Here is an 8,607-nt window from a genome sequence, read left to right on the forward strand (position 1 = left end):
CTTATTGCACAAAGAGGAGTAAATGAGAAGACATAAAACAATAGTAATTATGTATTTTTACTTCTCTAAAGCGCAGCGCCTTCTAAACCTCTTTGTGAGCAAATTACTTAAAAACTCCGAAAGAGAAGTAAAAGAGGAGTAAATGAGAAGACATAAAACAATAGTAATTATGTATTTTTACTTCTCTAAAGCGCAGCGCCCTCTAAACCTCTTTGTGAACAAATCACTTAAGATTTTATTGCATATAGAAATTACGAGCTTTGCTCGTCACGCCAGCAAGCGCTGCATCTACAAGTAAATTTAACCACGGCTTTAAACTTATCCTTCTTGGCGCACTATATTCTCAAGGGTGCGAATGTTGATAATTAAATCCTGGCGCTCCGGGTTAGCTTGTAATGCTTTTCTAAGATGCTTTAGCGCACTCGGGTATTCTTTAGAATCAATCGCTATTTGCGATAACCCAAGCCATGCCGATAGTTGATAATCAGGTAGGGCTTGTGCGCGAACATACATAAGTTTAGCTTGGGTAAGCTGATTTTTACTGCGATAAATACTCGCTAAACTAAGCAGGGCATCACCTAAATTCGGGTTTATTTTAAGTGCGTTATTTAAGCTTTTAAGAGCGCGCGTAGTATTACCTTGCTGCATAGCAAGTTGTGCACTGTATACAGAAAACTGGGCTTGTTCATCACGGGGTAGTTGCTTAGTTAATCTTTTTGCGCTGCCTATTAGATCTTTAGCTAAATCCCATTTTTGTTGAGACACAAGCCAGCCTAAAGTTTGCATCGTGGTATTAATAACCTCAACTTGCTGCTGTTTAGTGGCGTATTTTAAACCTTGCTTTAATAAACTAACAGCGCGTTCACTGCTACCTTCACTTAAGTGCAGCTGGGCTGCTAAAAGCTGGTTGCTGGTATCTTTAGGGTTGAGTTTTAAGGCCACTTCAATAGCAGCAAGCGCTTGCTTTTTTTGATCAAGTTGTAACGCTATTTGTGCACGTTGCAGCCAAAGTTCAGCTTCATCAGGGGTTTTATTGAGTAACTCTTTTAATAATGCATTTGCCTGGCTTAAATCACCCGATTCAATTAACGCAAACAATAGCCCTTGTTGATATTGGCTTGTTTCTGGCGCTAGCATAAGCGCTTGGCGGTACGCCGCTACTGCGCTCCAAGGTTGGCTGTGCTGCACATGTATATAAGCAAGTTGCGCATAACTTTGTGCGTCAGCTTGGCCAAGCTCAATACTATGAACTAAGTGTGTTTGCGCTTTATCATACTTTGCTTGTTGCATGTATAAAAGGCTCAAACCTTGGTGTGCTTTTACTAAATCAGGTGAAGCTTTTAAACACGCTAGGTAAGCTAGTTCAGCGTTATTAAAGTCTTTTGTTGAAAGCAAAACTTGTGCACGTAATAAGTTTAAAGCAGTGCTATCTTCGCTTATATCACGGCCTTTAAATAGCGCAGCGACTTCACTGTAATTACCTGCTTGCAATAGTGGTTGTACTTGGCGAGCAAAACCGCGCTCGGTCGGCTCAATAAGGACCTCTGTAGGGCCTAGTAATTTATTATTTATAGCCAACTGCCATGTTGGATCGCTAGGCGATAAAGTTACTTTTAGTGGCGCACTTTTTAATGGCGTACTAGCAGCACTAGCATGCACGCTAGTTACACCTAATAAAGGGAATGAGCACATTAAAGTAGTGATAACTGCGCGAGTTAATGGTTTTAGCGTTTTAAATATATTCATGTTTTTCATTTTAATAGGCTTAAGGTTTAAATTCGATTGGCCAAATAAAGCGAGCGCGTACGGTTTCACCTTCTTTTTTAGGTGCACTAAAGCGGCTTTGTTTAATAATTTTGTCGATAGCTGGTTTAAGTTCAGGGTATGGGTTTTGTACTACCTCAATTAAACTTACCTTGCCACTTTCATCAATAAATACATCGAGTTTTACAGTAAATACATCAACACCTCGGCGGGTTAAGCTTTTTGGTAAAACGGCCTTGACGGGAGTAAGCAAAGTGGGGAGACCATCGAGTTGATTTAAGCTAAATGCATCCCAATTTACACTCATTGATTGCCATTGTGGCGCGCTTACTTTTACGCTAGGTGTATCGGGTTTTACAATACTTAAATTGCTGTTGATCTTAATTTTTACGGCTTGAATAGACGCGCCTGCACCTTCTACCGCTAAGCTTTGCATTGGCTCACTTGTTTGCTGTTGCGATATTGATGGCGGAGGAGGAGGTGGCAGTGCCACCATGGCAATCTCACGTACAACCACTTTGTCTTGTATATGGTGTTCGGCAAGTTGTCCAAGCCATAAAAGCAGTAATGCAGCACTAAGTACAATGAGGCTAAGGCCAAATGCAAAAAGTGGATGGCGATTGTTTTTTGTTTTTTGAGGCGAGTCAATCGTGTGCATATTATTGCTTCGTAGCTAAGTTAACTTGCGCCGCGCCTGCCAGCTTTGCTTCGTCAATTACTTGAACAAGTAACTCTGTAGGTACTGTTTTATCAGCTTGAATTACCACAGGGCGTTGTTGCTGTTTTAACATTTGCTCGACACTACTACGTACACCAGCCACACCAATTTGGCTACCATCAAAAAATACTTGTTGGTTGTCGGTTATTGCTAAAAATATAACTTGCTGCTCAAGGCGGCTGGCCGATACGGCTTGTGGTTTATCAACTTCAACACCGCTTTCGCGTACAAATACGGTTGTAACAATAAAAAATATTAGCAATATAAATACCACATCAAGTAGCGGCGACATATCAATATGTTGCCCCGCTTCTTGCTCTAGCTTGTGCTTTAATCGTGATTGCATACTGTTACCCTAACTGCTTACTTAACGTATGTAATTTAGGATTACGCTGCGAATACGCTAAATAGGCTTGCATTAACCACGCAGGAATAGCGCACACAAGGCCCAATTGAGTTGTTAGTAATGCATCACCAATGGCGTCACTCATTAACTCGTTATGGCCCAGCGCCATTACTTTAAATGTATCAAGCAAACCAACAATGGTGCCTAATAAACCAAGTAGCGGAAGCGCTGCTGTTAAAATAGAGCTTACCTCTTGCCAGTAACCTTTACGCTGCGCTTGGTATTGTTTAAGGTGCAGTAAGTCATGAAAAATCAGCTGGTATACAAATAAAGCGAGTAAAAGAATACACCAGCAAATAGGGTTACTAACGATTTTTTCAAACATTGGTTTCTCCTTTTTCTAGTTGACTTAGCTGTAATGCAAAGCCTTCGAGCTGGCTGTAGTACGCTTTTGCTTTACGTGATAGCAATGCATTTAATACCAATGCAGGGATGGCAACGACTAAACCCAATTCGGTTGTTATAAGTGCTTGTGCGATACCGCCCGATACAACTTCTGGGTCACCTGAGCCAAACAAGGTCATCATTTTAAATGTTTCGATCATGCCGCTAACAGTGCCTAATAACCCGAGTAATGGGGCTACTGCAGCCGTAACGGCAATAGCGCCAATAAAGTTATCGAGTTTATGCTTATCATGAATTAACTGATTAAATAATTGATCGTCTCGTACTTGGCCTTTTTCGCTTTGCAGCGTTAAGTTAAATAACTGCTGCTGCATGCCTGCAAATTCACTGCTATTTTCAGCTTTAAAAAATTGTTGTAATTGCATTTGAGAGTGCATTTTAATTTTACTTAAACGCAGTAGTTGCGCGGCTTTTAATAGCGCAATGGTTAGTGCAAAGCAGGCAAATAAAATAATAGGGATAGCCCACAAGCCACCTTTTTCTAGGTGTTCAAGCGGACTTTCTTGTTGGGCTTGGCTAGTTACTAAGTGCGTTAAACTAGGATCAAAAGTAAGTAATGTTGAGCCTACACCGTTTTGCTTTAAAGTATTATCGAGTGGGTTGTCGTCACTTGTAGATTGCACTAACGCTACTTTTAATGCATTAGATTCATCATCCAAATTTAATAACCCCATAAGCTTAGGTGTTTGCGTACTAAACCATGCAACAGGCCCGATTTGAAGGGTATTAGCTTGGCTTAACTCTCCATTACTTAGCACAACCGATTGCTTTTTAAACTGTGGATAAAGTGCCTGCTCTTGATTATTAATTTGCGATATAACGCGGCTTAATAACTCGTTTTGATTATTAGCCGCGTTGTTATTGCCTGAACCATTGCCAGCACTATTGCTGGTATTTTGGCGCACAAAACGGCTAAGTAAGTTTAATTGATATTGCTGCTGCTGTTGCCAAGTATCTAATCGGGTTTGTAACTGATCGAGGCTTAATGTGTTTTCGTCAGCTAGGCGGCGATTAACTGCGGCTTGTTCGCGTAATTTACTGAGCGATTGCTGCTTGGTAAAAATTTGCTTTGCAAGGGTAGCTTGCTCTTTTGAAATACTATTTTGAGTTTTACTTAGAGTACGTTGCGCTGTTTTAATATCAGTTAAAATACTTTGTTTAGCATCATCACTGCTAGCTGCAAAAGAAATGTTTGCACTTAAAAGTAACACTGTGGCGCTAAATACTTTAATTATGCTGTTAAAGGCCATTATTTAGCCCCTTGCTGGTTTTTATTTACATAACTTAATATTGGGAGTGTTACCCAATCAGCAGCGCGCTTTTTTTGCTGTACCGCAATACCTAGTGCAACTTGCTCAGCATTAATGCTTGGGTCAAATTCCCACTGCCAACCTAAGTCACTTGGAAAACCAATACCTACGTAACTTAAATCTTCGCTTACAAACCATGCTTGTGCTGCACCTAAATAAAGCTGCTTTACCCACACTTCTTGCCCGTCAGGATGCTTAATTGCCATTTCGTGAATTGAAATACGTTGTTGAAAATCATTAAGTAGAGTCAGCATTTTTAGCGCTGTTTGTAATTTGTCAGTTGTACTGAGCTGTGAGTCGCTTAAATCACCAGTGTTTTTCCAACTACTTAAAAGTGGCGGGGGGAGTTGCACTTGTAATGAAAGTAATTGCCCAGAAATACGTGCTAGTTGATCATTTAATTGCTGTTGATCATTTTCAAGTTCTGATTGCTTAGTAACAAGTTGTTCGCGTTTTTGGGCAAGCTCACTGGTGCTTTTTTTTCTACGCTGATTAAGCTCGCTAAGTTGCTGCTGCTCAGCATTTAGAAGCGTTAAGGTTTGCTCCATGCTGCTTTTTCGTTCAAGCCAATGAGTATTTAATTCTGTGTTTTGATTTTCTATTTGTAGCCATTTATTAACGAGTTGTTCTAGCTCACTAACAGTGTCGGCGTTTACTGCCATGGTGCTACAAAGCGCGATAACTACGCTAATTGGTTTAATTAAGCTTCGCATTACTTAACAACAATCCTGAAAGTTACGACAAGCAATTACAGGGACGTAATTACTGTTAATTTTTGAGTGTGTATACAATATAGGAATTTACATAACAATGCAATTGATAACAGTTATCGTTTACATTGCGTTGTTTGAATGGTAGGATTTCGCCGAAATTAAATATGTACCTTAAATTAACAATAGTTAAGTGCTTAATAAAAACTACGGAGTAACCATGAGTAAGCCATCGAATAAAGGGAATGCCTACATAAAGCCAATTGCAGCGGTTGTTACGGCAACGCTTTCAACTTGGGCAAGTGCACAGGATGTTCAAGAACTATCGGTAACTAAAGCAGAAACTAAAACTGAGTCTAGCTATGTTGTTGAAAAATCAACGTCGCATAAATACACTCAACCGCTACTCGATACAGCTAAAACTGTAACGGTAATTAACCAAGCGGTAATGAAAGATAGAAACGTAGATAGCTTACGTGATGCTTTACGCAATGTGTCTGGTATTTCTTTAGCAGCAGGTGAGGGTGGTTCACCTACTGGCGACAGCATGTCGATTCGTGGTTTTAGTGCTACAAATGATATTTTTGTAGATGGTATTCGTGATGTTGCAGGTTACACACGTGATATTTACAACATTGAAGCCGTTGAAGTTGCAAAAGGCCCAGGCTCAGCAGTTTCTGGTCGTGGCGCAACAGGTGGTAGTGTTAATTTAGAAAGTAAAAAGGCGAAGTTAGACAGCTTTAACGACGTTTCGCTACGTTTAGGCACAGAAAACGATTACCGTGGTCGTTTTGATACTAACATTCAGGTAAACGACACAAGCGCACTACGTATAAACCTTCTTACTGATAAAGGTGATGTTGCAGGTCGTGACCATATTGAAAACGAAACAAATGCTGTTGCGTTTGCATTTGCAACAGGGCTTGGTACAAACAGCCGTTTTGATTTAAACCTAGAGTATCAACGCCAAGATAATTTACCAGATTACGGCATTCCGTGGGTTTACAGTGATACGCCAGTAGCTGAACTTGCAGATAGTGCACGCTCACCTTCTCCTGTCGACTTTGATAACTTTTACGGTAATATTTACCGTGATTACGAAGATATTGAAGCTTACTCAACAACAGCTCGTTATGAGTATGATTTTTCTCAAAATACTACGTTACGTGTGCAAGGTCGTTTAGGTAAAGTAAAACGTGAATCAGTAACAACTGCACCGCGTTATTTCTCGGTTACAACAGACACTGACATTACCTTTGCAGATGAAAAAACACGTGATACTGAAAATTCACTTGCTGCACTTCAAGTTGATTTAATTGGTAACTATGAATTTGCTGGCTTTACTCACGACGTAGTAGTGGGTGTTGAACTTGCAAATGAAACGTTTACACGCCATAACTTTGTTGCAACTACGCCTGATAACCTAATTGAAGATGGAATACGTAACGACTTATACAACCCTGATGCAACAATTGCATTTACGGGTGTGTACGGCCGTGACGGTACAAGCATTGAGGCTAAAGCTAAAAACCAAGCTATTTATGCATTTGATACAGTAACGCTTAACAAGCAATGGGAAGTTACAGGTGGAATTCGCTTTGATAGCTTCACTACGGATTATCACAACGATTACAATGATCCAAGCGCTTTAATTTCTACAAGTGACGATTTATTTAGCTGGAATGCAGCTGTAGTTTATAAACCTACAGAGAACGGCAGTGTATATTTAGGCGCAGGTAATTCATTCAATCCATCAGCGGAAAGCCTAACGGTATCTACGCGTTCAAATGCAGCTGATTTAGACGCAGAAGAAAGCCGTAGTTATGAATTAGGAACTAAATGGAGCCTAATGGATGGTCGCCTGCAAACTAATGCTGCACTTTTCCGTACTGAAAAAACTAATGCCCGTACTGATGACCCATTTGCAGATAGCTCAAGTGATGAAATACTCGGTGGTGAACAGCGCGTACAAGGTTTAGAGCTTTCAGCAACTGGGCTAATTACTAAAGAGTGGACTGTAATTGCTTCATACACTTACCAAGATAGCGAAGTAACTAAAGCATTAGGCGACGACGCAACTCAAATTGGTAACGAGCTTGCACGTACGCCTAAAAATAGCGCAAGTGTTTGGACTACGTACGATATGTCGGATAAATTATCGTTTGGTTTAGGTGCGCAATATGTAGGTGAGCGTTATAACGGGACTACGTCAACACGCTCTCGTGCGCCAGGTTATACTATTTTTGACCTGATGGTTGCGTATGACATATCAAAAGATTTGAGCCTGCAGTTTAATGGTGAAAACTTAGGTGATAAAGATTACGTTGATCAGTTAGGTGGTGGACACTTTGTACCAGGTGATGGTCGTAAGTTTAGCTTAACAGCGAGCTACTCTTTCTAAGAGTAAAATAAGTACGGCATAAAAGGGCAGAGTTAACTCTGCCCTTAATTATTTGATGAAAATGTGAGAGGGCGCACATGCTAGTTAAAATTCCAGAGCTACTAACGAAAGAAGAAGTGGCGTATTGTCATGAGGTTTTGCTTAAAGCGCAGTGGGCCGATGGCAGTATTACCGCAGGGCATCAATCAACCAAAGCAAAAAATAACTTACAGCTACCTGAAAATAGCCCTGAATGCCAAGAGCTTGGCGACATTATTATGGCAGCACTTGCGCGTAGTAATTTGTTTATGTCGGCAGCGCTCCCCGCAAAAATTTTTCCTCCGCTTTTTAACTGTTATCAAGGTGGGCAATCGTTTGGTGTGCATGTAGATAATGCGATTAGACAAGTGCCGGGTACGCCAGTAAAAATTCGTACAGATGTATCAATGACGTTATTTATTAATGACCCCGAAGACTATGAGGGCGGTGAACTTGTTATTGAAGACACTTATGGCTCACATAGCGTAAAGCTGCCAGCAGGCAGTATGGTGTTGTACCCTTCAACGAGTTTACATCGTGTAATGCCAGTAACAAGTGGGCGCAGATTAGCCTCATTCTTTTGGTTACAGAGCATGGTAAACAGCGACGAAAAACGTGGTTTATTATTTGATTTAGATATGTCGATTCAAAGTTTGCGCAGCAAAGTAGAAGATAGCCCAGAGATTATTCAATTAACAGGGGTTTATCATAACTTGCTAAGACAGTGGGCGCAGACATAACGAAGATACTCGTTATTAAATATTGGATATAAGTAATTAAATTTTAGTAACTAAATATAAGTAATTAAAAGCTGCGCTTTTCGCGTGAGCAAGCTTCACGCCTACAGTCAGAATTTAACGCTGTGGTTAAATTAC

At 40.4% G+C, this 8,607-nt stretch carries 8 protein-coding genes; 2 read left to right on the forward strand and 6 right to left on the reverse strand.

All coding sequences use genetic code 11. The features are described from left to right. Positions 1-318: 318 nt before the first annotated feature. From CXF64_RS08345 to CXF64_RS08370, 6 genes are read right to left on the reverse strand one after another with little or no spacing between them, the layout of a single operon-like run. Positions 319-1,746 (reverse strand): tetratricopeptide repeat protein, encoded by a 1,428-nt coding sequence (locus CXF64_RS08345; protein ID WP_101216798.1) that lies wholly within the window; start codon positions 1,744-1,746, stop codon positions 319-321. A gap of 19 nt (positions 1,747-1,765) precedes the next feature. Then, on the reverse strand, positions 1,766-2,422 hold the full coding sequence (locus CXF64_RS08350) for an energy transducer TonB (RefSeq protein ID WP_010555258.1): 657 nt from the start codon (positions 2,420-2,422) through the stop codon (positions 1,766-1,768). Between the two features lies 1 nt (position 2,423). After that, positions 2,424-2,828 carry an ExbD/TolR family protein gene (locus CXF64_RS08355; RefSeq protein ID WP_036981164.1) on the reverse strand — a complete coding sequence of 135 codons (405 nt, stop codon included), beginning with the start codon at positions 2,826-2,828 and terminating at the stop codon, positions 2,424-2,426. Between the two features lie 4 nt (positions 2,829-2,832). Beyond that, positions 2,833-3,213 carry a MotA/TolQ/ExbB proton channel family protein gene (locus tag CXF64_RS08360; RefSeq protein ID WP_002960812.1) on the reverse strand — a complete coding sequence of 127 codons (381 nt, stop codon included), beginning with the start codon at positions 3,211-3,213 and terminating at the stop codon, positions 2,833-2,835. After that, on the reverse strand, positions 3,206-4,543 hold the full coding sequence (locus tag CXF64_RS08365; RefSeq protein ID WP_101216795.1) for a MotA/TolQ/ExbB proton channel family protein: 1,338 nt from the start codon (positions 4,541-4,543) through the stop codon (positions 3,206-3,208). Before CXF64_RS08365 ends, CXF64_RS08360 begins: the two co-directional genes overlap by 8 nt. Continuing rightward, the gene (locus tag CXF64_RS08370; RefSeq protein WP_101216796.1) at positions 4,543-5,316 is read right to left on the reverse strand and encodes a DUF3450 family protein; all 774 of its coding nucleotides are present in this window, start codon (positions 5,314-5,316) and stop codon (positions 4,543-4,545) included. Before CXF64_RS08370 ends, CXF64_RS08365 begins: the two co-directional genes overlap by 1 nt. A gap of 217 nt (positions 5,317-5,533) precedes the next feature. Between CXF64_RS08370 and CXF64_RS08375 the strand changes: the two genes are divergently transcribed. Further along, positions 5,534-7,714, forward strand: a complete 2,181-nt coding sequence (locus CXF64_RS08375) for a TonB-dependent receptor (RefSeq protein WP_101216797.1) — start codon at positions 5,534-5,536, stop codon at positions 7,712-7,714. 77 nt (positions 7,715-7,791) lie between these two features. After that, a complete protein-coding gene (locus CXF64_RS08380; protein WP_007585050.1) occupies positions 7,792-8,472 on the forward strand; it encodes a Fe2+-dependent dioxygenase in 681 nt (226 codons plus the stop codon). The last annotated feature ends 135 nt before the right edge of the window (positions 8,473-8,607 follow it).

The sequence above is a fragment of the Pseudoalteromonas sp. GutCa3 genome (genome assembly GCF_002836155.1).
GTDB lineage: Bacteria > Pseudomonadota > Gammaproteobacteria > Enterobacterales > Alteromonadaceae > Pseudoalteromonas > Pseudoalteromonas arctica.

What these genes read in the sequence shown, in the direction of transcription:
- CXF64_RS08345 (WP_101216798.1), bottom strand. Translation starts at nt 1,746, where the DNA reads ATGAATATATTTAAAACGCTAAAACCATTAACTCGCGCAGTTATCACT.
- CXF64_RS08350 (WP_010555258.1), bottom strand. Translation starts at nt 2,422, where the DNA reads ATGCACACGATTGACTCGCCTCAAAAAACAAAAAACAATCGCCATCCA.
- CXF64_RS08355 (WP_036981164.1), bottom strand. Translation starts at nt 2,828, where the DNA reads ATGCAATCACGATTAAAGCACAAGCTAGAGCAAGAAGCGGGGCAACAT.
- CXF64_RS08360 (WP_002960812.1), bottom strand. Translation starts at nt 3,213, where the DNA reads ATGTTTGAAAAAATCGTTAGTAACCCTATTTGCTGGTGTATTCTTTTA.
- CXF64_RS08365 (WP_101216795.1), bottom strand. Translation starts at nt 4,543, where the DNA reads ATGGCCTTTAACAGCATAATTAAAGTATTTAGCGCCACAGTGTTACTT.
- CXF64_RS08370 (WP_101216796.1), bottom strand. Translation starts at nt 5,316, where the DNA reads ATGCGAAGCTTAATTAAACCAATTAGCGTAGTTATCGCGCTTTGTAGC.
- CXF64_RS08375 (WP_101216797.1), top strand. Translation starts at nt 5,534, where the DNA reads ATGAGTAAGCCATCGAATAAAGGGAATGCCTACATAAAGCCAATTGCA.
- CXF64_RS08380 (WP_007585050.1), top strand. Translation starts at nt 7,792, where the DNA reads ATGCTAGTTAAAATTCCAGAGCTACTAACGAAAGAAGAAGTGGCGTAT.